Source organism: Acidovorax sp. SUPP2539, assembly GCF_030158975.1.
In the GTDB taxonomy this organism is placed as follows: Bacteria; Pseudomonadota; Gammaproteobacteria; order Burkholderiales; family Burkholderiaceae_C; genus Paracidovorax.
Genome location: NZ_BQXJ01000002.1, coordinates 1 through 25,111, shown reverse-complemented (window position 1 = coordinate 25,111; position 25,111 = coordinate 1). Strand labels below are relative to the sequence as shown.

General features: G+C 69.6%; 20 protein-coding genes and 1 riboswitch. Of the genes, 17 read left to right on the top strand and 3 right to left on the bottom strand.

Annotation, left to right across the window (positions count from 1 at the left end):
- Window positions 1-31: 31 nt before the first annotated feature.
- The 4 genes from leuS (at window position 32) to AVTE2539_RS07700 (ending at window position 5,726) form a co-directional block, all read left to right on the top strand.
- A complete protein-coding gene (gene leuS, locus AVTE2539_RS07715; protein ID WP_284409528.1) occupies window positions 32-2,713 on the top strand; it encodes a leucine--tRNA ligase in 2,682 nt (893 codons plus the stop codon).
- Window positions 2,714-2,715: 2 nt separating this feature from the next.
- The gene (locus AVTE2539_RS07710; protein ID WP_272566755.1) at window positions 2,716-3,216 is read left to right on the top strand and encodes an LPS-assembly lipoprotein LptE; all 501 of its coding nucleotides are present in this window, start codon (window positions 2,716-2,718) and stop codon (window positions 3,214-3,216) included.
- A 100-nt stretch (window positions 3,217-3,316) separates the two neighbouring features.
- Window positions 3,317-4,369: a DNA polymerase III subunit delta gene (gene holA / locus AVTE2539_RS07705; protein WP_272566756.1), complete on the top strand. Its 1,053-nt coding sequence runs from the start codon at window positions 3,317-3,319 to the stop codon at window positions 4,367-4,369.
- A gap of 25 nt (window positions 4,370-4,394) precedes the next feature.
- On the top strand, window positions 4,395-5,726 hold the full coding sequence (locus AVTE2539_RS07700) for an NAD(P)/FAD-dependent oxidoreductase (protein WP_284409526.1): 1,332 nt from the start codon (window positions 4,395-4,397) through the stop codon (window positions 5,724-5,726).
- Window positions 5,727-5,756: 30 nt separating this feature from the next.
- On the opposite strand, the gene AVTE2539_RS07695 is transcribed toward AVTE2539_RS07700, so the two are convergent.
- Together AVTE2539_RS07695 and mntP are read right to left on the bottom strand one after the other, a co-directional pair.
- Window positions 5,757-6,059: a hypothetical protein gene (locus AVTE2539_RS07695; RefSeq protein WP_272566759.1), complete on the bottom strand. Its 303-nt coding sequence runs from the start codon at window positions 6,057-6,059 to the stop codon at window positions 5,757-5,759.
- A gap of 25 nt (window positions 6,060-6,084) precedes the next feature.
- A complete protein-coding gene (gene mntP / locus AVTE2539_RS07690; RefSeq protein ID WP_272566760.1) occupies window positions 6,085-6,651 on the bottom strand; it encodes a manganese efflux pump MntP in 567 nt (188 codons plus the stop codon).
- Window positions 6,652-6,666: 15 nt separating this feature from the next.
- Window positions 6,667-6,854: riboswitch (yybP-ykoY riboswitch) on the bottom strand.
- A 109-nt stretch (window positions 6,855-6,963) separates the two neighbouring features.
- Between mntP and AVTE2539_RS07685 the strand changes: the two genes are divergently transcribed.
- Window positions 6,964-8,604, top strand: coding sequence for a sulfatase-like hydrolase/transferase (locus AVTE2539_RS07685; protein ID WP_502868895.1), 1,641 nt, complete (start codon window positions 6,964-6,966; stop codon window positions 8,602-8,604).
- 129 nt (window positions 8,605-8,733) lie between these two features.
- Here the strand turns inward: AVTE2539_RS07685 and AVTE2539_RS07680 are convergent, their stop codons facing one another.
- Complete coding sequence (locus AVTE2539_RS07680; RefSeq protein ID WP_284407315.1) at window positions 8,734-9,123, bottom strand: nuclear transport factor 2 family protein; 390 nt, start codon at window positions 9,121-9,123, stop codon at window positions 8,734-8,736.
- Between the two features lie 269 nt (window positions 9,124-9,392).
- On the opposite strand from AVTE2539_RS07680, the gene AVTE2539_RS07675 reads away from it, so the two are divergent.
- From AVTE2539_RS07675 to gshB, 12 genes are all read left to right on the top strand, one after another.
- Complete coding sequence (locus AVTE2539_RS07675; RefSeq protein ID WP_284409524.1) at window positions 9,393-10,631, top strand: ABC transporter substrate-binding protein; 1,239 nt, start codon at window positions 9,393-9,395, stop codon at window positions 10,629-10,631.
- Between the two features lie 52 nt (window positions 10,632-10,683).
- Window positions 10,684-12,609: an ABC transporter permease gene (locus AVTE2539_RS07670; RefSeq protein WP_284409522.1), complete on the top strand. Its 1,926-nt coding sequence runs from the start codon at window positions 10,684-10,686 to the stop codon at window positions 12,607-12,609.
- Window positions 12,606-13,400 (top strand): ABC transporter ATP-binding protein, encoded by a 795-nt coding sequence (locus AVTE2539_RS07665; RefSeq protein WP_284409517.1) that lies wholly within the window; start codon window positions 12,606-12,608, stop codon window positions 13,398-13,400. Before AVTE2539_RS07670 ends, AVTE2539_RS07665 begins: the two co-directional genes overlap by 4 nt.
- The gene (locus tag AVTE2539_RS07660; RefSeq protein WP_284409515.1) at window positions 13,397-14,143 is read left to right on the top strand and encodes an ABC transporter ATP-binding protein; all 747 of its coding nucleotides are present in this window, start codon (window positions 13,397-13,399) and stop codon (window positions 14,141-14,143) included. Before AVTE2539_RS07665 ends, AVTE2539_RS07660 begins: the two co-directional genes overlap by 4 nt.
- 8 nt (window positions 14,144-14,151) lie before the next feature.
- Window positions 14,152-14,754, top strand: a complete 603-nt coding sequence (locus AVTE2539_RS07655; protein WP_284409512.1) for a nucleotidyltransferase family protein — start codon at window positions 14,152-14,154, stop codon at window positions 14,752-14,754.
- 160 nt (window positions 14,755-14,914) lie between these two features.
- Window positions 14,915-16,195, top strand: a complete 1,281-nt coding sequence (locus AVTE2539_RS07650) for a glutamate-5-semialdehyde dehydrogenase (RefSeq protein ID WP_284409510.1) — start codon at window positions 14,915-14,917, stop codon at window positions 16,193-16,195.
- A gap of 43 nt (window positions 16,196-16,238) precedes the next feature.
- A complete protein-coding gene (gene trkA, locus AVTE2539_RS07645) occupies window positions 16,239-17,729 on the top strand; it encodes a Trk system potassium transporter TrkA (protein WP_284409508.1) in 1,491 nt (496 codons plus the stop codon).
- Between the two features lie 43 nt (window positions 17,730-17,772).
- The gene (locus tag AVTE2539_RS07640) at window positions 17,773-19,239 is read left to right on the top strand and encodes a TrkH family potassium uptake protein (protein WP_284409506.1); all 1,467 of its coding nucleotides are present in this window, start codon (window positions 17,773-17,775) and stop codon (window positions 19,237-19,239) included.
- A 129-nt stretch (window positions 19,240-19,368) separates the two neighbouring features.
- Window positions 19,369-20,664, top strand: coding sequence for a glutamate--cysteine ligase (gene gshA / locus AVTE2539_RS07635; protein ID WP_272566777.1), 1,296 nt, complete (start codon window positions 19,369-19,371; stop codon window positions 20,662-20,664).
- Window positions 20,665-20,830: 166 nt separating this feature from the next.
- Window positions 20,831-22,699: a potassium transporter Kup gene (locus AVTE2539_RS07630; protein ID WP_284401544.1), complete on the top strand. Its 1,869-nt coding sequence runs from the start codon at window positions 20,831-20,833 to the stop codon at window positions 22,697-22,699.
- A 117-nt stretch (window positions 22,700-22,816) separates the two neighbouring features.
- Window positions 22,817-24,004 (top strand): benzoate/H(+) symporter BenE family transporter, encoded by a 1,188-nt coding sequence (locus AVTE2539_RS07625; protein ID WP_284409504.1) that lies wholly within the window; start codon window positions 22,817-22,819, stop codon window positions 24,002-24,004.
- Window positions 24,005-24,027: 23 nt separating this feature from the next.
- Entirely contained in the window at window positions 24,028-24,981 is a 954-nt protein-coding gene (gene gshB / locus AVTE2539_RS07620) for a glutathione synthase (RefSeq protein ID WP_284409502.1), read from the top strand.
- Window positions 24,982-25,111 lie beyond the last annotated feature (130 nt).

Sequence of the window (25,111 nt, the reverse complement as noted above, 5' to 3'; positions counted from 1 at the left end):
CCTGGCCGCACCGCCGCGGCCCCGCCAACCCATGCAAGACAAATACAACCACACCGAGGTCGAGCGCGCCGCGCAGGGCCACTGGACGGCCACCGATGCCTACCGCGTGACCGAGGATGCGGACCGGAAGAAGTTCTACGCCTGCTCCATGCTGCCCTACCCCAGCGGCAAGCTGCACATGGGCCACGTGCGCAACTACACCATCAACGACATGCTCGCGCGCCAGCTGCGCATGAAGGGCATGAACGTGCTGATGCCGATGGGCTGGGATGCCTTCGGCCTGCCGGCCGAGAACGCGGCGCTCAAGAACGGCGTGCCGCCCGCGCAGTGGACGTACGACAACATCGCGTACATGAAAAAGCAGATGCAGGCGATGGGCCTGGCCATCGACTGGTCGCGTGAGGTCGCCACCTGCGACCCGAGCTACTACCGCTGGAACCAGTGGCTGTTCCTCAAGATGCTGGAAAAGGGCATCGCCTACCGCAAGACCCAGGTCGTCAACTGGGACCCGGTGGACCAGACCGTGCTGGCCAACGAGCAGGTGATCGACGGCAAGGGCTGGCGCACCGGTGCCACGGTGGAAAAGCGCGAGATCCCGGGCTACTACCTCAAGATCACCGACTACGCCGAAGAGCTGCTGGGCTTCGTCACCGGCGACCAGCTGCCCGGCTGGCCCGAGCGCGTCAAGCTCATGCAGGAGAACTGGATCGGCAAGAGCGAGGGCGTGCGCTTCGCCTTCCCGCACGACATCCGCGCGGCGGACGGCACGCTGATCGGCGACGGGCGCATGTACGTCTTCACCACGCGCGCCGACACCATCATGGGCGTGACCTTCTGCGCCGTGGCGCCCGAGCACCCGCTGGCCGCGCGCGCCGCGCAGGGCAATCCGGCCATCGCCGCCTTCATCGAGGAGTGCAAGAGCGGCGGCACCACCGAGGCCGAACTGGCCACGCAGGAAAAGAAGGGCGTGCCCACCGGGCTGGTGGTCACGCACCCGATCACCGGCGAGGAAGTGCCCGTGTGGATCGGCAACTACGTGCTCATGGGCTATGGCGACGGCGCCGTGATGGGCGTGCCCGCGCACGACGAGCGCGACTTCGCGTTCGCGCTCAAGTACGGCATCGACATCAAGCAGGTGGTGCTGGTCGATGGCGAGACCTTCGACTACCACCACTGGCAGGACTGGTACGGCGACAAGCAGCGTGGCGTCACCGTCAACTCCGACAGCTTCAGCGGCCTGTCCTACCCCGAGGCCGTGCAGGCCGTGGCGCATGCGCTCGCGCAAAAGGGCCTGGGCGAGACCAAAACGACCTGGCGCCTGCGCGACTGGGGTGTCTCGCGCCAGCGCTACTGGGGCACGCCGATCCCCATCATCCACTGCGACGAGCACGGCGCCGTGCCCGTGCCCGAGAAGGACTTGCCGGTGGTGCTGCCCACCGACTGCGTGCCGGACGGCTCGGGCAATCCGCTGCACCACCACGAGGGCTTTCACGCCGGCGTGACCTGCCCGGTCTGCGGCAAGGCCGCGCGCCGCGAGACCGACACCATGGACACGTTCGTGGACAGCTCGTGGTACTTCATGCGGTATTGCGATCCGAAGAACAGCGAGGCCATGGTGGCCGAAGGCGCCGACTACTGGATGCCGATGGACCAGTACATCGGCGGCATCGAACACGCGATTCTTCACCTGCTCTACGCGCGCTTCTGGACCAAGGTGATGCGCGACCTGGGCCTGGTGAAGATCGACGAGCCCTTCACCAAGCTGCTCACGCAGGGCATGGTGCTCAACCACATCTACTCGCGCCGCACCGAGCAGGGCGGCAAGGAGTATTTCTGGCCGCACGACGTCGAGCACGTGGTGGACGAGGGCGGCAAGATCGTGGGCGCGAAGCTCAAGAACGCCGTCGGCAGCCTGCCTGCGGGCACCGCCATCGACTACGAGGGCGTGGGCACCATGTCCAAGTCCAAGAACAACGGCGTCGATCCGCAGGACCTGATCGAGCGCTACGGCGCCGACACCGCGCGCCTGTACACCATGTTCACCGCGCCGCCCGAGGCCACGCTGGAGTGGAACGACGCGGCCGTGGAAGGCAGCTACCGCTTCCTGCGCCGGGTGTGGAACTTCGGCCTCAAGCTCGCGGCCCTCGACAAGGATGCGGCGCTGGCCAGCGCGGCCGGCGCCACCCGCTTGAAGGAAGTGCCCTTCGGCAAGGAGGCCGAGGCCCTGCGGCTGGAGATCCACACCGTGCTCAAGCAGGTGGACTACGACTACCAGCGCATGCAGTACAACACCGTGGTCTCGGGCGCGATGAAGATGATCAACGCGCTGGAAGACTTCAAGGCCGTGGACAGCGCCGGCGCCCCCGTGGCGATGATCGAAGGCTTCGGCATTTTGCTGCGCGTGCTGTACCCGGCCACGCCCCACATCGCGCACAGCCTGTGGAGCGGCCTGGGCTACGCCGGCGAACTGGGCGACCTGCTCGATGCGCCATGGCCCCAGGCCGATGCCGATGCGCTGGTGCAGGACGAGCTGGAGCTGATGCTGCAGGTCAACGGCAAGCTGCGCGGCTCCATCCGCGTGCCCGCCTCGGCCGACAAGGCCGAGATCGAGCGCGCCGCCCTCGCGAGCGAGGCTTTCGTCAAGCAGGCGGACGGCGCCACGCCCAAGAAGATCGTGGTCGTGCCGGGCCGCCTGGTCAACGTGGTCATCTGACAATGCAAAAACGCACCCTCCTGTCGCTGCTGGCCGTCGCGCCCCTGGCCGCCTGCGGCTTTCACCTGCGCCGCGCGCCCGAGTTCCAGTTCCGCTCGCTCTACGTGGAGGCGGGCGGCGGCTCACCCCTGGCGCGCGAGCTGCAGCGCACGCTGCAGGGCGCGGGCGGCAACCTCACGGTGCTGCGCGATCCCACGCAAAAGACCACGGCCGACGCCATTTTCGAGCTGCTGTCCGAGCAGCGCGAGCGCGTGGTGGTGGGCTACAACGCCTCGGGCCAGGTGCGCGAGTTGCAGCTGCGCCTGCGCATCCACTTTCGCCTGCGCAACCAGCAGGGCGCGGAGCTGATCCCCGACACCGAGCTGCTGCAGCAGCGCGACGTGAGCTACAACGAAAGCATCGCGCTCGCCAAGGAGGCCGAAGAGGCGCTGCTGTACCGCAACATGCAGACCGATCTCGTGCAGCAGCTGCTGCGCCGGCTCGCCGCGGCGCGCCCGGTTTGATGGCTGATGCCTCGATTGCTATTGATTTGATAGCTGTGACCGCATGTTTTTCTAGGGCATGCGGCCTGTTTCATTCAAAGATCCTGCCCCGGCCGCTCCCATGCAAGTCGCTCTGAACCAGCTCGCCGCGCACCTGCAAAAGGGCGTGCGATCGCTCTACACCCTGCATGGCGACGAACCGCTCCTGCAGCAGGAGGCGGCCGACGCCATCCGCGCGGCGGCGCGGGCCCAGGGCTACACCGAGCGCAGCAGCCACACCGTGGCCGGCGCGCACTTCGACTGGAGCGCCGTGCTGGCGGCCGGAGGCTCGCTCTCGCTCTTTGCCGACAAGCAGATCGTGGAGATCCGCATCCCCTCGGGCAAGCCCGGCAAGGACGGCGGCGCGGCGCTGCAGCAGATCGCCGAGGCCGCGCAGGGCAACGACAGCACGCTCACCCTGGTGCTGCTGCCCCGCCTGGACAAGGCCACCCGCACCGGGGGCTGGTTCAGTGCGCTGGACGGCCGAGGCATCTCGGTGCAGATCGACCCGGTGGAGCGCGCCGCGCTGCCGCAGTGGATCGCCCAGCGCCTGTCGCTGCAGGGCCAGCGCGTGGCCGGCGGCGACGAGGGCCAGCGCACGCTGCAGTTCTTCGCCGACCGCGTGGAAGGCAACCTGCTCGCCGCGCACCAGGAGATCGCCAAGCTCGCGCTGCTGCATCCGCCCGGCGAGCTGTCGTGGGCCCAGGTCGAGGCGGCGGTGCTCAACGTGGCGCGCTACGACGTGTTCAAGCTCTCCGAGGCGGTGCTCTCGGGCCAGGTGGCCCGGGTGCAGCGCATGCTCGATGGCCTGCAGGCCGAGGGCGAGGCCGAAGTGCTGGTGCACTGGGCGCTGGCCGAGGACATCCGCGCCTTGAAGCGCGTGAAGGACGCGCTCAACGCCGGCAAGCCCCTGCCCATCGCCCTGCGCGAAAACCGCATCTGGGGCCCCAAGGAGCGCCTGTTCGAGCGCATCGCGCCGCGCTTTTCCGATGCCGCTGCCGCCCGGCTGCTGCAGTCCGCGCACACGGTGGACGGCATCGTCAAGGGCCTCAAGGCGCCCGACTGGCCCACCGACGGCTGGCAGGCGCTGCAGCGGCTGGCGCTGCAGCTGTGCAAGGCCTGCGGGGCGCGCTGAGCGCCCGCAGCGCCTTTCGATCGCCTTGCCGACACCGCGCCCCACCCCCTTGCGCCTGCCGGCCGACGATGCCACCAACGGCTGGTCGGCCATCCTGCCGGCGCGCGCGCCGCGCCCGGCGCTGCAGGGCCCCGTGCGGGCCGACTGGCTGGTGCTGGGCGCCGGCTGCGCGGGCCTGGCCGCCGCGCGCCGCCTGGCCGAGCTGCGCCCGCACGCGCACGTGGTGCTGGTCGATGCGGGCACGGTGGGCGATAACGCCTCGGGCCGCAACTCCGGCTTCGCCATCGACGTGCCGCACAACGTGGGCAGTTCGCTCGAAGAGCTGCGCCAGGCCGCGCACTACCAGCGCCTGCTGGCCGCCGGCATGGCCGACCTGCAGCGGCACATCACCGCGCACGCCATCGACTGCCAGTGGCGCCGCGCGGGCAAGTACCACTGCGCCGTTTCGCCCGCGGCCGGGCGCACGCTGGAGCACCACGCCCGAGAGTTGAGCACGCTTGGCGAGCCGCACGAATGGCTGGACCGCGATGCGCTCGCCGCGCGCCTGGGCACGCGCTACTTCGCTGCCGGGCTGTACACGCCGGGCACGGTGCTGCTCAACCCGGCCGCGCTGTGCCGCGGCCTGGCCGATGCGCTGCCCGCCCAGGTCGCTCTGTACGAGAACACGCCCGTGCACGCGCTGGACATCGCCCCGCACGCGGTGGTGGCCCACACCGCGCAGGGGCGCATCGAGGCGCCGCAGCTCATCGTGGCCAGCAACGCCTTTGCGCAGCAGCTCGGCCTGTTCCAGGGCGAGACCTTTCCGCTGGCCACGTTCGGCTCGCTGAGCGCGCCGCTCACGCCCACGCAGCGCGAGCGCCTGGGCGCACCGCAGGGCTGGGGCGTGACGCCGGTGAACGCCGTGGCCGGCGCCACGCTGCGCTACACCGACGACCACCGCCTGCTGGTGCGCCAGGGCTTCGAATACGCGCCGCGCTTTCGCGTGGCCGGCGCCGTGCGCGAGCGCGTGCGGCGCGCGCACCGGGCCGTGTTCGATGCGCGGTTTCCGCAGCTGGCCGACGTGCCGCTCGCGCATTTCTGGGAAGGCGCCATCGCCATCACGCGCAACGGCGCGCCGCGCTGGGGGCGCTTGGCCTCCAACGTGCACGGCGTGGCGGGCTGCAACGGCGTGGGCATCGTCAAGCACACGGTGCTGGGCGCGCTCGCGGCCGATCTGGCGCTGGGCCAGGACCATCCGCTGATCGCCGACGCCCTGGCGCTGGGCGCGCTCGCGCGCATGCCGCCCGCGCCGTTCCTGGGCCTGGGCGTGCGCGCCTACATCGCCCGGGAGAAGTGGGCGGGCCGCGCCGAGCGGTGACCGGGCGGTGGATGGGTCGCGGTGGCCCGGTCAGCCCGCCTGGCGCAGCACGTCCCCGGCCTTGTCCACCCACTGCTGCAGACTGTCCAGCAGGTCCTTCTGACTGAACGAGCAGCTTTCCTCGGAAAACAGCGCGCTCGATTCGAGGCGGTCGAGCAGGCCGTGCAGCACCTCGGCATAGCGCGGGGGCAGGGCGGCCAGCAGCGCGTCCTGCGCGCGGGCCGTGGCGCTCAGCTCGGTGGCGCTGCCGCCCGGGGCGCGGCAGCGGGCCAGGGCGGAGTCCAGCGTGGCCAGTTGCACGAGGGCGGTGGTGGTGTCGGAAAAACGGGTCATGCGGCAAGGGTAGCGCGGGCCGGGATCAGAACGTGGTTAGGTGCTCGTAGAGGATCACCGAGCCGATGCCGATCAGCAGCACGCCGCCCACGGCCTCGGCCCAGCGGCCCGCGATGCTTCCCAGCACCCGGCCGACCATCACGCCGATCGTGACCATGGCAAACGTCGCCAGGCCGATGGCGGCCGCCACGGGCAGGATGCCCACGTCGAGGAACGCCAGTCCCACGCCCACGGCCATCGCATCGATGCTGGTGGCAAAGCCGGTCACGGCCAGCAGCCAGAAGCCGTGGCGGGCGGGTTTTTCGGCTTCGGCATCGGGCGCCTGGAACGCCGCGTACACCATGCGCAGCCCGAGAATGGTCAGCAGCGTGAACGCGATCCAATGGTCCCATTCCTTCACGTAGCCGGAGGCGGCGTAGCCCAGTGCCCAGCCGGCGATCGGGGTGAGGGCCTCGATGACGCCGAAGATGGCGCCGGTGCGCAGGGCTTCGGACCAGCGGGGTTTCTGCAGGGCGCTGCCCTTGCCGACGGCGGCGGCGAAGGCGTCGGTGGACATGGCCAGCGCGAGCAAGGCGGTGGAGGCGAAATTCATGGTGGGGACGTCGTTGTACGGCCGGGCGAGCGCAAAGGCACGCCCCCGCTGCCCGACCTTTCGTCGCGGTGGCATGCCGATGGTCTCGCCAACCGCAACGGTTGCCTGCGCCACGGCATGCAGCATGCCGAGTGTGTTGACGCAGGCGCCTTCGTACAACGCTCGAAAGACATTGCACGAAAGCCGGCTACTCCCCAAGGGAGCGCGGATTATAGAAGCCCCTGCCGGCCTGGGGCCGCGCCGGCCCTGGCGCGTGCGGGGGCTTGGCCCGCTGTCAGAATCCGCGCCACCCCGACGCGCCTGATCCCGAACGTGCCAGACCCTTCCTCCCTTTCCGCGGCCCCCCCGCCCGCGCCGCGGCAGGCGCTGCGCGCCCTGGGCCTGGCCACCGCCACGGTGCTGGCGCTGGTGGCCCTCGGGCACGATGGCCGCCGCGTGGCGCAATTGATGGCGCTGGCCCTGCCCGCCCTGCTGTGGCTGGCCTGGCCGGTGCGCAGCGACGCCGTGCACCGGCTGCGCACCGCCGCCGTGTGGCTGTGGGCCATGGCCTTCGCGCTCGACGGCGTGGCACGCGCGTATCTGCTGGACGCCTACCAGGCCGCGCCCGACAGCACGCTGGTGCTCGGCGCGGCCGCCAACACCACGGGCCGCGAGAGCGCCGAATACCTGTCGATGCACTGGCGCTCGGTGGCCGTGTGGTCGGCGGCGCTGGTGGTCGCCGCGTGGCTGGTGGGCCGCAGCGCGCGCCAGGGGCTGCGCACCGCCGTGCGCTGGCCGCGGGGCCTGGTGGCGTTGCTGTGCGCGCTGCTGGCGCTCAGCGCCGTGGGCTATGCCAGCAAGCCGTGGCGTCGGCTGCACCCGGTCGCCTACTGGATGCACTGGAACGCGGCGGTCCACGGCCTGCGCAGCGGCTGGGCCGACCAGGAGCGCCAGCGCAGCGCCCTGCTGGAGCGCGCGCGGCAGGCGGCGCCCGCGGTCACGCGCCCCGGCCCGTCCACCGTGGTGCTGGTGGTGACCGACAGCATCAACCGCGACAACCTGGGCCTGTACGGCTACGCGCGCCCCACCACGCCGCGCCTGGAGGCCCAGCAGCGCGTGCTGGGCGGGGAGATGGCCGTGCTGCGCCATGCGTGGTCGGTCGATGCCAGCACGCTGCCGGCACTGGCCAACCTCTTCGGCTTCGGGCAGCCCGGCCGGGCCGACGGACAGCACGTGCTGGCGCTGGCCCGCGCCGCGGGCTACAAGGTCTGGTGGATGAGCAACCACGACGACGTGGCGATCGAGCAGCAGCACGCGCGCCTGGCCGACGTGGTGGACATGGTCAACCGCACGCCGGGCCGCGCGGGCGCCTCGCTGGACGGCGAGCTGCTGGACTGCGTGCAGGAGGCGCTGGACGACCCCGCCGAGCGCAAGCTGATCGTGGTGCACCTGATGGGCGCGCACCCGCACTACCGGCTGCGCTTTCCGAGCGGCGACAACCCGTTCGACGACCACGTGGACGCGGTCGAGGCGCAACTGGCCGGCCAGGGCCGCTCGGCCTGGGTGCGGCGCTACCGCCAGCAGTACGACGCGGCCCTGCTGTACCACGACTTCGTGGTGTCCGAGACGCTGCAGCTGGCGCGCGCCGGGGCGCGGCCGGGCGAGTCCCGGGCGTGGATGTATCTGTCCGACCACGGCCAGGAGGTCGGCCACGGCAGCGACCGCGCGGGCCACAGCCCCGCGACCGCCTCGGGCTACCGCATTCCCACGGTGATCTGGCGCAGCGCGGCGGCGCAGCCGGTGTCCGCCGCCACGGCGCAGCGGCCGTTTCGCGCCGACTGGGCGGCCTGGACCCTGGCCGATCTGCTGCACATCGGCTGGGCCGGTGCCATGCCGGAGCGCAACGTGCTGGACGACCGCTACCGCTGGGTGGCGCCGACGCTGCCGGTGGCGGTGCCGTCGTTCTCGGAGTGAGGGCGGGGCAGGCGGGCATGCCTCTGGCTTTTGGATGCATGCCCCAATCGGGCTCCGCCGCAATAATACCTAGGGCATATAGCTATTAATTTAATAGCATCTGCCGGGGCATCGCTCCCCCGCCCGGAATCAGGCCATCGCACGATCGACCAGCAGGGTGTCGGTGAACTGCTCGAAGCGCACGATTCGCTCGCCCTGCACCTGCCACACGTGCGCCGCCCGCACCTGCATGGCCTTGCCCGTGCGGCCATGGGTGCCCGAGTAGCTGCCGACGCCCACGATGCGGTCGCCGCCATCGATCAACGTCTCCAGATCGAAGCGGTAGCCGATCCAGTCGGCGCCCAGCACCTTGAAAACTCTGTCGATCACCTGCTGAGGCCCCACCCAGGTGCCCGCGCATGGAAAACCCGCCATTTCGGTCCACTGCACGTCGGGCGCCATGTCGGCCATCATGGCGGCGATGTCCTGGCGGGCGGAGGCGGCGTAGTGGGCGGTGATGAGTTCGAAAGGCGTGCGCATGGAGATTCCGAAAGCAGTGAAGGACAGGCCGCCATGCCGAACGGGGCAGGGCGGTGGCGAGACGGTCCGGCATGTTTAACACGGCCGGCGCCCGGCGGGGGCGCCCGGGCCGGCCGCTACCCGGGACAATGCGATCCGCAAGGCCATGGAATCGCTGCGATTTTCGGGGCTGGGCCTGCGGTGGATGTGCCAGCATCGGGGGGTTGCGCGGTTGCGCCGGTGGACCCGCAGGAAAAGTCGGCCCACCCTTTATTTCGCTAGGAGTTGTCATGAGCTTTCCCCACCGTTTCGTTGCGGGCGCCGGCGCGCGCTGGCTGGCTGCGGCCTGTGTCGCCGTGTTGGGCGCTTTTCCCGGTGTCCCCGCCTGGGCGCAGGGCACGATCAAGATCGGCGAGATCAACAGCTACAAGGCCCAGCCGGTGTTCCTGGAGGCCTACAAGAAGGGCATGCACCTGGCGGTGGACGAGGTCAATGCGGCGGGCGGCATCGGCGGCAGGAAGCTCGAACTGGTCACGCGCGACGACAACGCCAACCCCGGCGAGGCCGTGCGGCTGGCCGACGAGCTGGTCTCGCGCGAGCGGGTGGACATCCTGGCGGGCAGCTTCCTGTCGCACATCGGCCTGGCGCTGTCCGACTACGCCAAGCAAAAGAAGCGCTTTTTCCTGGCCAGCGAAGCGCTCACCGACAAGATCACCTGGCACAACGGCAACGCCTACACGTACCGCCTGCGCTCGTCCACCCACATGCTGTCGTCGGCCCTGGTGCCCGAGGCGCTCAAGCTCCAGAAAAAGCGCTGGGCCATCGTGTACCCCAACTACGAATACGGCCAGTCGGCGGTGGACACGTTCAAAAAGCGCATGAAGGCGCAGCAGCCCGGCATCGAGTTCGTCACCGAGCAGGCCGCGCCGCTGGGCAAGCTGGACGCCGGCAGCGTGGCCCAGGCCATCGCCGATGCCAAGCCCGACGCCATCTTCAACGCGCTGTTCGGCCCCGATCTGGCCAAGTTCGTGCGCGAAGGCACCACGCGCGGCCTGTTCAAGAGCACCCCGGTGGTCAGCCTGCTGACCGGCGAGCCCGAGTACCTGGAGCCGCTGCGCGACGAGGCGCCCGTGGGCTGGATCGTCACCGGCTACCCCTGGTACAGCATCGACACGCCGGCCCACAAGGCGTTCGTCGCGGCCTACCAGGCCAAGTACGGCAAGGAAGACCTGCGCCTGGGCGCGCTGATCGGCTACGACACCATCCAGTCCCTGGCCGCGGGCGTGAAGCGCGCGGGCGGCAAGACCGATGCCGAGTCGCTGGCCAAGGCGTTCAGCGGCCTCCAGGTGTCCACGCCCGACGGCCCCATCGAATACCGCGCGATCGACCACCAGTCCACGCTGGGCGTGTACGTGGGCAAGATCGCGCTCAAGGATGGCAAGGGCGTGATGGTCGACTACCGCTACGTGCCCGGCGACACCCTGCTGCCGCCCGAGGCCGAGGTGCGCGCGCTGCGCCCCGCGCCGTGACGCGCCGGCCTGCCGATCGCCCGCGACCCCGCCGCGCCCCGTTCCGCCCGCGATGGATTTCTCCGGCTTCCTGACCCAGCTGCTCAACGGGCTGGCCGAGGCGTCGTCGCTCTTCCTGGTGGCGGCCGGCCTGTCGCTGATCTTCGGAGTGACGCGCATCGTCAACTTCGCGCACGGCTCGTTCTACATGCTGGGCCTGTACCTGGCGTATTCGCTGGTCGAGCGCATGGCGGGCCTGGCGGGCCCGGCCGGTGGGCCGCTGGGCTACTGGCTCGGCCTGCTGCTGGCGGCGCTGGCGGTGGGCGCCCTCGGCGCGCTGGTGGAGGTGGTGCTGCTGCGGCGCATCTACCGCGCGCCGGAGCTGTTCCAGCTGCTGGCCACGTTCGCGCTGGTGCTGATGGTGAGCGACGCGGTGCTGTGGCTCTGGGGCCCCGAGGAACTGCTGGGCCGGCGCGCGCCGGGCCTGGCGGGCTCGATCGAGCTGATGGGCCGGCAGTACCCGGCCTACAACCTGTTTCTGATCGCCCTGGGCCCGCTGGTGCTGGGCCTGCTGTGGCTGCTGCTCACGCGCACCCGGTGGGGCACGCTGGTGCGCGCCGCCACGCAGGACCGCGAAATGCTCGGTGCCCTGGGCGTCAACCAGGCGTGGCTCTTCACGGGCGTGTTCGCGCTGGGCGCGATGCTCGCGGGGCTGGGCGGCGCGGTGCAGCTGCCGCGCGAGCCGGCCAGCCTGGCGCTGGACCTGCGCGCCATCGGCGAGGCGTTCGTGATCGTGGTGGTGGGCGGCATGGGGTCGATCCCGGGCGCCTACGTGGCTGCGCTGCTGATCGCCGAGATCAAGGCGCTGTGCGTGGGGCTGGGCACGGTGCAGTGGTTCGGCGTCGAGGTGTCGTTTTCCAAGCTCACGCTGGTGGTGGAGTTCCTGGTGATGGCCCTGGTGCTGGTGTTCCGGCCCTGGGGTCTGATGGGGCGGCCCCAGGCCGTGAGCCGCAATTCGGCACCCGCGGAGGCGCCGCTGTGCCCGGGCACGCCGCTGTTCCGGGCCGCGGTGGTGGCCGTGCTGGCGGCCCTGGCCGCGCTGCCGCTGCTGTCGGCCTGGCTGCCGTATGCCACGGTGCTGGCGCAGGACGTGCTGGTGGCGGTGCTCTTCGCGGTGAGCCTGCACTTCATCATGGGCCCGGGCGGCATGCATTCGTTCGGCCACGCGGCCTACTACGGGCTGGGCGCCTACGGCGCCGCGGTGCTGCTCAAGGCCTTCAGCATGCCCATGCCGCTGGCCATGGCGCTCGCGCCGCTGGTGGCCGGGGCCGGCGCGCTGGTCTTTGGCTGGTTCTGCGTGCGCCTGTCGGGCGTGTACCTGGCCATGCTGACGCTCGCGTTCTCGCAGATCGTGTGGTCGGTGGTGTTCCAGTGGGATGCCGTCACCGGCGGCTCCAACGGCCTGATCGGCGTGTGGCCCGCGCCGTGGCTGGGCGGCGCGGCCTACTACTACCTCACGCTGGCGCTGGTGGGGCTGTCGGTGTTGGCGCTGCGGCGCGTGCTGTTCGCGCCGTTCGGCTACGCGCTGCGCGCGGGGCGCGACTCGGCGCTGCGGGCCGAGGCGGTGGGCATCGACGTGCGGCGCGTGCAGTGGATGGCCTTCGTGATCGCGGGCGGGTTCGCCGGCCTGGCGGGCAGCCTGTTCGCGTTCTCCAAAGGCAGCATTTCGCCGGAGGCGGTGACCGTGGGCCAGTCGGTGAACGGGCTGGTCATGGTGCTGCTGGGCGGCCTGCAGACCCTGCTGGGCCCCATCGTCGGCGCGGCGGCGTTCAGCGTGCTGCAGGACGCCATCCTGCGGGCCACGGAGTATTGGCGCGCGCTGTTCGGCGGGGTGATCCTGCTGCTGGTCCTGGCCTTCCCGCAAGGCATCGCGGGCTTCGCGCAGCAGATCGCGCAGCGCCGGGCAGCACGCGCCCGCCCCGAGGGGCCGTCGCCATGACGCTGCTCCAGGTGCGCGGCCTGCGCAAATCCTATGGCGGCGTGCAGGCCGTCGATGGCATCGGCTTCGACCTGGCGGCGGGGGAATTGCTCGCGCTCATCGGGCCCAACGGGGCGGGCAAGTCCACCACCTTCGACATGGTGGGCGGGCAGACGAAGGCCACGGCCGGCTCGGTGCAGTTGCAGGGGCGCGAGCTGCTGGGCCTGCCCCCCCGCGCCATCGCGCGCCTGGGCGTGGGCCGCACCTTCCAGATCGCGGCCACGTTCGCCTCGCTCACCGTGGTCGAAAACGTGCAGATGGCGCTGCTGTCGCACCACCGGCGCGTGTTCGCGCTCTGGCGGCCCGCCGCCTCGCACTACCGCGCCGAGGCGATGGCGCTCCTGGCCCAGGTCGGCATGGACGCGCAGGCCGACCGCCCGTGCAGCGAACTGGCCTACGGCGACGTCAAGCGCGTGGAACTGGCCCTGGCGCTGGCCAACGATCCGCAGTTGCTGCTGATGGACGAGCCCACGGCCGGCATGGCGCCGCAGGAGCGCAGCGACCTCATGGCGCTCACCCGGCGGCTCGTGGCCGAGCGCCGCATGGCGGTGCTGTTCACCGAGCACAGCATGGACGTGGTGTTCGCCCATGCCGACCGCATCATCGTGCTGGCGCAGGGCCGGCTCATCGCCGAGGGCGATGCCCACGCGATCCGCAACCACCCCGGGGTGCAGGCGGTGTACCTGGGCGCCGGCACGACCTTCGGGGAAAAGAGCGAGCACCGGGAAGCGGTGCCGGAGGGTGCGGCATGACGGCCCCCGCGCCGACGCCGCCGCCGCTGCTGGAGGTCTCCGGCCTGAACGCCTGGTACGGCGCGGCGCACATCCTGTTCGACGTGTCGCTGCAGGTGCGCCGCGGCGAGGTCGTGGCGCTGATGGGCCGCAACGGCGCGGGCAAGTCCACCACCTTCAAGGCCATCATGGGGCTGCTCGCGCGGCGGCAGGGGCGGGTGGATTTTCTCGGCCGCCCGATCGCGGGCCTGCAGCCCTACGAGATCGCGCGGATGGGCCTGGGCTTCGTGCCCGAGGACCGGCGCGTGTTCGCCGACCTCACGGTCACCGAGAATTTGGAGGTCGGCCGCCAGCCGCCCCGGCTCTGGCCCGACGGCAGCGGGGCGCCGTCCTGGACGCCGGCCGCGCTGTACCAGCTCTTTCCCAACCTGGGCGCCATGCCGCAGCGGCCCGGCGGGCAGATGAGCGGCGGCGAGCAGCAGATGCTCACCGTGGCGCGCACGCTCATGGGCAACCCGTACCTGGTGCTGCTGGACGAGCCCTCCGAGGGCGTGGCGCCCGTGATCGTCGAGCAGATGGCGCAGACGATCCTGCAGCTCAAGGCCCGGGGCGCGAGCATCCTGCTGTCCGAGCAGAACGTGCGCTTTGCCGAGATGGTGTCCGACCGGGCCTATGTGCTGGAAAAGGGCCAGATCCGCTACGAGGGCTCGATCGAGGCGCTATCGCGCAACGAGGAGGTGCGCCGCGCGTACCTCGCGGTGTAGGCCGCGCCATGGACACCGCCTGCGACGAAGCCCTGCCCACGGCGCCGGCCCACGGCGTGGTCGGCGTGCTGCTGGCGGCTGGTCACGCGCGGCGCTTCGGCAGCGACAAGCGCCGCGTGCCCTGGCCCGGCCATGAATCGCTGATGGAAGCCGCGCTCGCGCCGCTGCAGGCCGTGTGCCCGCGCGTGGTGGCCGTGCTGCCGCCGGGCGATGCCTGGGGGCTGATGCGGTGCCGGCGCCTGCAGGTCGAGGTGGCGTGGTCGTTCCGGCGCGGCGATGGGCTGGCGGCCTCGCTGTCGGCCGCCCTGCCGCTGGTGCGCGGCGCGCCGGCCATCGTGGTCGCGCTGGCCGACATGGGGGACGTGCGGGCGGCCACCGTGCGCGCGCTCATCGCGGCCTGGCAGCGCCAGCCGGGGCAGCCCGTGCTGCCGGTGTTCGGCGGCCAGCCCGGCAATCCGCGGCTGATCCCGGCAGTGCTGTATCCCCGGCTGGAGGGACTGTCGGGCGACGACGGCGTGCGCCGTGCGCTCGACTGGGCGGCCGCGCAGCGCTGCGCGCTGGACGACCCCGGCGTGCTGCGCGATCTGGACACGCCCGCCGGGCTGGGGTGACGGCGGTGGTCCCGGAAAGGGTTCGGGGTCGAATCAGGCTCTGGCGCAATCATTACTAGGGCATCGTGCTATCAAATTGGTAGTGATTCCATTCCGAAAGGCGAGGGGCGCGACAGCCCTGCGTTTCCGCGGCCGCGGCAACTGCGTCAAAATCACGCCCATGAACGCGCTCCACATCGCCGAATACACCCATGGCCTCGGCATCCAGGCAAAAGCGGCTTCCGCGCAGATGGCGCGGGCGCCCTCGGCGGTCAAGAGCCGGGCCCTGCTCGCCCTGGCCCGCCTGCTGCGCGAGCAGACCGCCCCGCTGCAGGAGAGCAACGCCCGCGACCTGGAGCGCGCCCGCGCCGCCGGCCTGGCCGAGCCCATGGTCGATCGCCTGAAGCTCACCCCCAAGGTGCTGGAAACCTGCGCGCTCGGCTGCGAGCAGCTCGCCGCCATGGGCGACGTGATCGGCGAGATCACCGGCATGCGCCAGCAGCCCAGCGGCATTCGCGTCGGCCAGATGCGCGTGCCCATCGGCGTGTTCGGCATGATCTACGAGAGCCGCCCCAACGTGACCATCGAGGCCGCCAGCCTCAGCATCAAGAGCGGCAACGCCTGCATCCTGCGCGGCGGCTCCGAGGCCATCGACTCCAACAAGGCCCTGGCGGCCCTGGTGCAGCAGGCCCTGGCCGAGGCCGGCCTGCCCGAGGACGCGGTGCAGCTGGTGCAGACCACCGACCGCGAGGCCGTCGGCCACCTGATCGCCATGCCCGAGTACGTGGACGTCATCATCCCGCGCGGCGGCAAGGGCCTGATCGAGCGCATCAGCCGCGACGCCAAGGTGCCGGTCATCAAGCACCTGGACGGCAATTGCCACACCTATGTGGACGACCCCTGCGACATCGCCATGGCGGTGAAGGTGGCCGACAACGCCAAGACGAACAAGTACAGCCCGTGCAACGCCAGCGAGAGCCTGCTGGTGGCGCGGGGCGCGGCGGCCGCCTTTTTGCCGCAGATCGGCGCGGTCTATGCCGCCAAGGGCGTGGAGATGCGTGGCTGCCCCGAATCGCTCGCCCTGCTGGCCGGCGTGCCGGGCGCGAAGCTGGTGCCTGCCACCCAGCAGGACTGGAGCGAGGAATACCTCGCCCCGATCATCAGCGTGAAGGTGGTGGACGGCCTGGACGAGGCCATCGCCCACATCAACCGCTACTCCAGCCACCACACCGACGCCATCCTCACCACCCACCACGGCCACGCCCAGCGCTTCCTGCGCGAGGTGGATTCGGCCAGCGTGATGGTCAACGCCAGCACCCGCTTCGCCGACGGCTTCGAGTACGGGCTGGGCGCCGAGATCGGCATCAGCACCGACAAGTTCCATGCCCGCGGCCCGGTGGGCATCGAGGGCCTGACCTCGCTCAAGTACGTGGTGCTGGGCGAAGGCGAAGTGCGCGGCTGACGGTCCCCATCGAGCCTGCGGTCCGGCCCAGCCCCACACTGACATGAAAATCATCATCCTCGGCGCGGGCCGCGTCGGCTGCAGCGTGGCCGACAGCCTCGTGTCCGAGCAGAACGACATCACCGTCATCGACACGGACGCCCAGCGCCTGCGCGATCTGGAATCGCGCTTCGACCTGCGCGGCGTGGTGGGTAACGGCATCGACCCCGAGGTGCTGGCCGAGGCCGGCGCGCGCGACACCGACCTGCTCATCGCCTGCGCCGCGCAGGACGAGACCAACCTCGTGTGCTGCAAGGTTGCGCAGCTGCTCTTCAACGTGCCCACGCGCATCGCGCGGGTGCGCTCCTCCGGCTTCGAGCACGACCGCGAGCAGGCCGCGCTGCTGCTGGGCAAGGACGGCTTCGCGGTGGACCGCATCATCTGCCCCGAGGAATCGCTGACACGCTACATCGGCAAGCTGGTGGAGTACCCCGAGGCGCTGCAGGTGCGCGAATTCGCCGGTGGCCGGGCCTGCCTGGTGTCGGTGCGCGTGCGGGCCGGCGCGACCGTGGCGGGCGTGCGCATCGCCGACATGCGGGCCGGTATCCCGGACGTGGCCATGCGCATGGTGGCCATCTACCGCCGCTTTCCCGAAGAGCCCGACCGCTTCATCGCCTGCGACGGCAACACGCGCATCGCGGCGGGCGACGAGGTCTTCGTGCTGTCCGCGCGCGAGCACATTCCCCAGGTGCTGGCCGCCATGCACCAGCGCGACGGCCAGCCCGCGCGGGCGGTGCGTCGCATCATGATCGCCGGTGGCGGCCGCGTGGGCCTGCGCCTGGCGCGGCAGCTGGCGCAGCAGGGGCGCTTTCACATCAAGGTGATCGAAGGCGATCCGGACCGCTGCGTCGAGCTGGCCTCCACGCTGCCCTCCGAGGTGCTGGTGCTGCAGGGCGATGCCACGGACGAAGACCTGCTGGGCGACGAGAACGTCGAGGAGGTGGACCTGTTCCTCGCGCTCACCGACGACGATGAAGACAACATCATGGCCTGCCTGCTGGCCAAGCGCATGGGCGCGAGCCGCGTGCTGGCGCTGATCAACCGCCGCTCCTACGCCGACCTGATGCACGGCACGCAGATCGACATCGCGCTGTCGCCCGCGCAGGCCATGCTGGGCGAGTTGCTGGCCTACGTGCGCCGCGGCGACGTGCAGGCCGTGCACAGCCTGCGCCGGGGCGTGGCCGAGGCGCTGGAGATCGTGGCGCGCGGCGACCGCAAGAGCTCGCGCGTGGTGGGCCGCAAGGTCGGCGACCTGCACCTGCCGCCCGAGGTACACATGGGGCTGATCGTGCGCGGTCTGTCCGGCGCGGAGCCGGGGGCGGATGCGGCGCTGGCCGAGGGCGATGGCCCGGACGCCTTCGCCGAACCCCAGGTCATCATTCCGCGCAGCCACACGGTGATCGAAAGCGGGGACCACGTGGTGTTCTTCCTGCCGAACAAGCGCCTGGTGCGCGATGTGGAAAAGGCCTTCCGCCTGGGCGCCACGTTCTTCTGAACCCGCGCCCCCGACTCTCTTCGTTTCCTTCCACACCGACACCATGGCGGACCTTCTTCCCGTTCTGCGCGTGCTGGGCGCCCTGCTCGCCCTGTTCTCGCTGGCCTTCGGCGTGCCGCTGGCGGCCTCCTGGTGGACGGGCGACGGCCTGTGGCCGCAATACGCCGGCGCCCTGGCGGCCACGCTGCTGTGCGGCGGCGGGCTGTGGGCGGGTCTGAGCCACCAGGCGCGCGAACTGCAGCCGCGCCACGGCATCATCCTCGTCGCGCTCGTATGGGTGGTGCTGCCGCTCTTCGCCGCGCTGCCGCTGCTGCTGGCCATGCACCAGATCGGCCGGCCGATATCGTTCACGCATGCGTACTTCGAGGCCGTCTCGGGCCTGACCACCACGGGCGGCACGGTGCTGACGGGGCTGGATGCGCTGCCGCTGTCGATCAACGTGTGGCGCACCTTCATGCAGTGGCTGGGCGGCATGGGCATCCTGATCCTGGCGGTGGCCGTGCTGCCGCTGCTGGGCGTGGGCGCCAGCCAGCTCTTCAAGGCCGAGGCCGCCGGACCGGTCAAGGACACCAAGCTCACCCCGCGCATGACCGAAACCGCCAAGGGGCTGTGGGGCGTGTACGTGCTCTTTTCGCTGGCGTGTGCGCTGGCCTACTGGCTGGGCGGCATGCCGCCGGCCGATGCCGTCATGCACATGTTCACCACGGTGAGCCTGGGCGGGCTGTCGTCGCACGACAGCAGCTTCGGCCATTTCCAGTCGCCGTTGCTCGAATCCATCGCGGTGGTGTTCATGGTGGTGGCCAGCTGCAACTTCGCGCTGTATTTCGTCGCGCTGCGCAAGGGCCACTGGCGCAGCCTGTGGTGCGACCCCGAGATGCGCGCCACCGTGCTCACGCTGCTGGGCGGCGGTTTGTTCGTCGCGCTGCTGCTGTGGGCCAAGGACGTCTATGCGCCGCTGGCGGCGCTGCGGCACGGGTTCTTCCATGTGGTGTCGGTCGCCACGACGACGGGCTTTGCCACCACCGACTACCTGGCCTGGCCGGTGTTCGCTCCGATCTTCATGCTCATGCTGTCGGGCGTGGCCACCAGCGCGGGATCGACGGGCGGCGGCATCAAGATGGTGCGCATGCTGATCCTGCTGAAGCAGGCCCGCCGCGAGATGACACGCCTGGCCCACCCCCGCGCCGTGCAGCCCGTGCGCCTGGGCCGCGCGGTGGTGGACCACCGCATGATCTTCTCGGTGCTGGCGTTCATGCTGGTCTATGGCGCCACCGTCACGGTGCTGAGCATGGTGCTGCTGCTGACCGACCTGGACCTGGTGAGCGCGTTCTCCGCCGTGCTGGCCAGCGTCAACTGCACGGGGCCGGGCCTGGGGCTGCTCGGGCCGTCGGCCACCTACGCGGTGCTCACCGAGTTCCAGCTCTGGGTCTGCACGCTGGCCATGCTGCTCGGGCGGCTGGAGATCCTGAGCTTCATGGTGCTGCTCACCCCGGCGTTCTGGCGGCGGTAGCGCGGGGCGGCGGCCGGGCGGGCCGGGGCGGCGCACCGGTGGCGAAAGCCGGCGGCCGGGGTTGCGAAGCCGGGGCGCGTCCCCATATCCCTACAATTCAACGCGTCTTTCGTCTTCCGAGGGCTTTTCATGGTTCCGCATCTCATCACCGCCCTCACGGGACCGATCAACGAGCTCGAACAGCGCATTCTCGATTCCATGCCCGCGATCGAGCGGTGGTTCCGCCTGGAGTGGATGGAGCACACGCCCCCGTTCTATACGTCGGTGGACATCCGCAATGCCGGCTTCAAGCTCGCTCCGGTGGACACCAACCTGTTTCCCGGCGGCTGGAACAACCTGACCACCGACATGCTGCCCCTGGCCGTGCAGGCGGCCATGGCGGCCATCGAGAAGATCTGCCCCGAGGCCCGCAACCTGCTCATCGTGCCGGAGAACCACAGCCGCAACACGTTCTACCTGGCGAACGTGATCCAGCTGCAGCGCATCTTCAACATGGCGGGGCTCAACGTGCGCGTGGGCTCCATCAGCCCCGAGATCAAGAAGCCCACCACGGTGACCCTGCCCAACGGCGACTCCGTCACGCTCGAGCCCGTGGTCCGCACCAAGGGGCGCCTGGGGCTCAAGAACTTCGACCCCTGCACCATCTTGCTCAACAACGACCTCTCGGCCGGCCCCCCGGGCATCCTGGAGGACATCCACGAGCAGTACCTGCTGCCGCCGCTGCACGCCGGCTGGAGCGTGCGCCGCAAGAGCCGCCATTTCCAGAGCTACGAGGAAGTGTCCAAGCGCTTCGGCAAGCTGCTGGGCATCGACCCGTGGCTCATCAACCCGCTGTTCAGCCGCTGCGAAGGCGTCGACTTCAACGAAGGCACGGGCATGGAGGGGCTGCGCGCCGCCGTCGATGCGCAGCTGGGCAAGGTGCGCCGCAAGTACAAGGAATACGGCATCAACGAAAAGCCCTTCGTCATCGTGAAGGCCGACAACGGCACCTACGGCATGGGCATCATGACCGTGCGCGACGCCAAGGACCTGGACGCGCTCAACCGCAAGACCCGGAACAAGATGGCCGTCATCAAGGACGGGCAGGCGGTGAGCGACGTGATCATCCAGGAAGGCGTGCTCACGCAGGAGCGGGTGCACGAGGCCGTGGCCGAGCCGGTCGTCTACATGATGGACCGCTACGTGGTCGGGGGCTTTTACCGCATGCATGCCGAGCGCGGCGTGGACGAGAACCTCAACGCCCCCGGCGCGAGCTTCGTGCCCCTGGCCTTCGAGCACAGCACGCACCTGCCCCAGCCCGGCGCCCGCCCCGGCGCCAGCGCGCCCAACCGCTTCTATATGTATGGTGTGGTGGCGCGCCTGGCGATGCTCGCCGCCAGCTACGAGCTGGAAGCCACCAACCCCGAGGCCGAGATCTACGACTGACGGCCGCGCGGCCACGCTCGGGCAAGGGGAGGGGGCGGCCGTGGCCGCCTCAGTTGCTGCATTGCAACAACCGGGCGGGGGCCGAACCATCGGGGGCGAGCCGCGCCACAATAGCGGTCCCCCAATATCGGAATCCCGGTTGGCCCCGGTGCCAGCGGGCCAGTCTGTGCAAAGTTCCAAGTCCTCGCTCGCGGCGCTCACCCTGGGCGCCATCGGCGTCGTGTATGGCGATATCGGCACCAGCGTGCTGTATGCGGTCAAGGAGGTGTTCGGCTCGGGACACGTGGCCTTCACGCCCCAGAACGTCTACGGCATCCTGTCCATCTTCTTCTGGACGCTGACCACCATCGTCTCGCTCAAATACGTGGTGCTGGTCCTGCGGGCCGACAACAACGGGGAAGGCGGGCTCATCGCCATGCTGGCGCTGGCCTCCCAGGCGGTGAAGGACAAGCCCCGGCTGCGCAGCGTGCTGCTGTGCATCGGCATCTTCGGCACCTCGCTCTTCTATGGCGACGGGGTCATCACCCCGGCCATCTCGGTGCTGTCGGCGGTCGAGGGGCTCGAAGTGGTGTCGCCGCACTTCGGCAAGGCCGTCATCCCGCTCACCCTCGTCGTGCTGTTTTGCCTGTTCGCGGTGCAAAAGCGCGGCACCGGCGGCATCGGGCGCTATTTCGGGCCCATCACCCTGGTGTGGTTCCTGAGCCTGGCCGCCCTGGGCATTCCGCACATCATCGGCCACCCGGAAATCCTGGGCGCCCTGAGCCCGCACCATGCGCTGGGCTTCATCTGGAACAACCCGGGCACCAGCTTCATCGTGCTGGGCGCGGTGGTGCTGTGCGTGACCGGTGCCGAGGCGCTCTACGCCGACCTGGGCCACTTCGGCAAGAAACCCATTCGCCTGGCCTGGTTCAGTGTGGCGATGCCGGCGCTCACCATCAACTATTTCGGCCAGGGCGCGCTGCTGCTGGCCGAGCCCGAGGCGGTGAAGAACCCGTTCTACATGATGGCCCCCGACTGGGCGCTGATCCCGCTGGTCATCATGGCCACCATGGCGACCGTCATCGCCTCGCAGGCGCTCATCACCGGCGCCTTCAGCGTGACCAAGCAGGTCATCCAGCTCGGCTACCTGCCGCGCCTGAACATCCTGCACACCAGCGTGCGGGACACGGGGCAGATCTACATCCCGTTCGTCAACTGGATGCTGTTCGTCGCCATCGTGCTGGCGGTGGTCATGTTCCGCTCCAGCAGCAACCTGGCGGCGGCCTACGGCATCGCGGTCACGCTGGACATGCTCATCACCACCGTGCTCACCTTCTTCGTGATCCGCTACGGCTGGAAATACCCGCTCGCCCTGTGCGTGGCAGCCACGGGCTCGTTCTTCGTGGTGGACCTGGCCTTCTTCAGCTCCAACCTGCTCAAGCTGTTCCAGGGCGGGTGGTTCCCGCTCCTGATCGGCGGCATCGTCTTCACCCTGATGATGACCTGGAAGCGCGGGCGCGAGCTGCTCAACGAAAAGCTGCGTGACGACTCCCTGGACCTGCGCGACTTCCTCACCGCCGTCTTCGTCAGCCCGCCCACCCGGGTGGACGGCACCGCCGTCTTCCTGACGGCCGAGACGGGCTCGGTGCCCAATGCGCTGCTGCACAACCTCAAGCACAACAAGGTGCTGCACGAGCAGAACCTGTTCGTGACCGTGCGCAGCCACGAGGTCCCCTGGATCGGGCTGGACCGGCGGCTGCAGGTCGAACCCCTGGGCGGCGACTGCTGGCAGGTGATCGTGCACTACGGCTTCAAGAACGATCCCGACCTGCCCGGCGCCCTGGCGCTGATGCGCGGGCGCGGCTGCGAGCTGGAGCCCATGACCACCAGCTACTTCCTGTCGCGCGATGTCGTCATCCCCACCATCGGCAGCGGCATGGCCCCGTGGCGCGAGAAGCTCTTCGCGCAGATGCACCACAACGCGAGCGGCGCTGCCGGCTTCCTGAACCTGCCGGGCAATGCGGTGGTGGAGCTGGGCTCCAAGATCGAGATTTGAGAATTCATGGGCTTTTCTGCCGCATGCCGGCGGTTTGATTGCCCTTGCTGCTATTAAGTTAATAGCAATTCGACCAGATCGAGGTCGGGCCGGCGGCCGGTGACAGAATCGCGGCCCATGTCCTTCTTCAAAGACCTGAGCCTTTCGACCGCTACCGCAGGCTTCGTTTCCGTCCTGGTGGGCTTCACCAGTTCGGTGGCCATCGTGTTCCAGGCGGCCCAGGCGTTCCAGGCCACGCCGGCGCAGATCACCTCCTGGATGTGGGCCCTGGGCCTGGGGATGGGGCTGTGTTCGCTGGTGCCGTCGCTGCTGCTGCGCCAGCCCGTCATGGTGGCCTGGTCCACGCCGGGCGCAGCCGTCCTGGCCACCGCGGGGCTCGCAGGCGGGTTCAGCATGGGGGAGGCGGTCGGTGCCTTCATGGCCTGCGCGGTGCTGATCGCGCTGGCCGGCGCCACTGGCTGGTTCGAGCGCATCATGGGCCGCATTCCCATGGAAATCGCCTCGGCGCTGCTGGCCGGCGTGCTCGCCCGGTTCGGCATGCAGGCCTTTGCCTCGGCCAATACCGCCTTGCCGCTGGTGCTGCTCATGCTGGTCTGCTATCTGGTGATGCGCCAGCTGCTGCCGCGCTATGCGGTGGTCGCGACGCTCGCGGTGGCCGTGGCTTTTTCGGCCGGCAGCGGGCAGATGGCCTGGTCCGCGGTCCACTTCGAACTGGCCGCGCCCGTGTTCATGGCGCCGCAGTTCAGCCTGCCTGCACTGATCAGCCTGGCGCTTCCGCTGTTCGTGGTCACCATGGCGTCGCAGAACCTGCCGGGCGTGGCGGTCATGCGCGCGACCGGCTACCGGCTGCCCGTTTCGCGATTGGTCACCATGACCGGACTGGCCACGCTCGTGCTCGCGCCCTTCGGGGCCTTCGCGCTCAACTTCAGCGCGATCACCGCCGCGCTGTGCATGGGCCCCGAAGCGCATGAAGACCGCGCCCGCCGCTACACCGCGGCCGTCACCTGCGGGTTCCTGTACATCGTGATCGGCATCTTCGGCGCGGTCATCACTGGGCTGCTCACCGCGTTCCCGAAGGAACTGGTCAACGCCATCGCGGGGTTGGCGCTGCTCGGCACCATCGGCACCGGCCTGGCGTCGGCGCTCAAGGAGGATGCGCATCGGGAGGCGGCGCTTATCACCTTCCTCGTCACGCTGAGCGGCGTGGCCATTGCGGGCATCGGTTCGGCCTTCTGGGGCGTGGCGGCCGGCAGCCTTGCGCTATTTGTGCAACAGTACGGCCGCAAGCGCGCACCGGGCGCATAGCCGATCCCTTCCTTTCGCAGACCATGAACATCCTCTTCATCGCCGATCCGCTCGAACATTTCAAGATCTACAAGGACACCACCTTCGCCATGATGCGTGAGGCCCAGCGGCGCGGCCATGCGATTTCCGTGTGCCAGCCCTCGCACATCGCCTGGCAGCGCGGCGGGCAGGTGATGGCGCGGGTGCAGGACATCGTGCTCACTGGACAGCCTGAGGCATGGTTTACCGTTCAGGGTCACCGCGAAGTGCCGTTGGCGAGCTTTGGATGCGTGCTCATGCGCAAAGACCCCCCTTTCGATAGTGAGTATTTCTACGCGACCCACTTGCTGGAGCAGGCCGAGAGGGAGGGCGCAAGGGTGTTCAACAAGCCTCGGGCGCTGCGCGACCATCCGGAGAAGCTGGCGATCATGGAATTCCCGGAGTTCATCGGCCCCACGCTGGTGACCAGGGACGCGGAAGACATCCGCCGCTTCCATGCGGAACACCGGGACATCATCCTCAAGCCGCTCGACGGCATGGGGGGCATGGGTATCTTTCGCGTGAAGGAGGATGGCCTGAACCTGGGAAGCATCATCGAAACCCTCAATAAGGAGGGCTCGCAGAGCGTGATGGTGCAGAAATTCCTGCCGGAGATCGTCGACGGCGACAAACGAATCCTCATCATCGGGGGGCAGCCTGTTCCTTATTGCTTGGCGCGCATTCCCCAGGGCACGGAGGTCCGGGGCAATCTGGCGGCGGGCGGTAAGGGCGTCGCCAAGCCCTTGACGGAAAGAGACATGGAAATCGGTCGATCGCTGGGCGCTGTTCTTCAGAGCCGAGGACTGCTGCTGGCCGGCGTCGACGTGATCGGTACGTGCGTCACGGAAATCAACGTCACCAGCCCCACCTGTTTCCAGGAGATCTACGACCAAACAGGATGCGATGTGGCCGCGTTGTTCGTGGATGCGTTGGAGGCCGGAGTGAGGGGAGGGGTTTGATGACAATTTTTTGTCATCTTTCTCCTACGGGTGTGGGAAAAGTGGTCTATACTTGCGGGCTTGGCAGGTGAGACGGATGACTGAGTTGTCCGGAGAGTCTGACAAGAAAGGTTGGTTTTGAGTTGTGGCC